Raw genomic sequence first — 518 nt, 5'->3', positions numbered from 1 at the left:
TTACAAAAGTACGAATAAAAAGTGATAAACAGAAAAATGTAGCAAAGTTATTGGCAGATAGGCGTTTTAGGAAGATGGCTTGAAAAAATGAAAGACAGAAAAAGCAATGAAAAAGCCAAGTTAGGACATCGCAGCGTTACCAATTCGTGACCATGCCCAAAACAGGTTATGATGAGGTTGGAAGAATATAGAAAACACTAACTTCCAGTGAGTTACTAACAACTCACGCAAGAAAATGCGGCGTGAACGAGAATTGCAGTATTCCTCAATGATTTGCGTAGCGACGAAGGATTCTTCACGAACTAAATTTGAAACCAAAAAAATTTTAGAACGATGAAGAGTACATTTTCAGTTATCTTCTACCTGAAAAGACAGGCAGTGAAGAAAGACGGTACAGTACCGGTTATGGGACGTATCACAGTGGACGGAACACAGACGCAATTCAGCAGCAAACTTTCGGTCGATCCCAAATTGTGGGACACGAAAGGCGGACGTGTCACGGGAAGAAGTTCAGCCGC

1 protein-coding gene is annotated in these 518 nt (G+C 41.1%); it reads left to right on the top strand.

The genetic code is table 11. The features are described from left to right. Positions 1–333: 333 nt before the first annotated feature. Positions 334–518: Arm DNA-binding domain-containing protein (locus I6E24_RS16640; RefSeq protein ID WP_235329831.1), on the top strand; the 185-nt coding region annotated here is incomplete at its 3' end.

This window comes from Bacteroides caecigallinarum (assembly GCF_021530995.1).
GTDB classification, from domain to species: domain Bacteria; phylum Bacteroidota; class Bacteroidia; order Bacteroidales; family Bacteroidaceae; genus Phocaeicola; species Phocaeicola faecigallinarum.
This window is presented reverse-complemented; position numbering and strand designations above follow the sequence as displayed.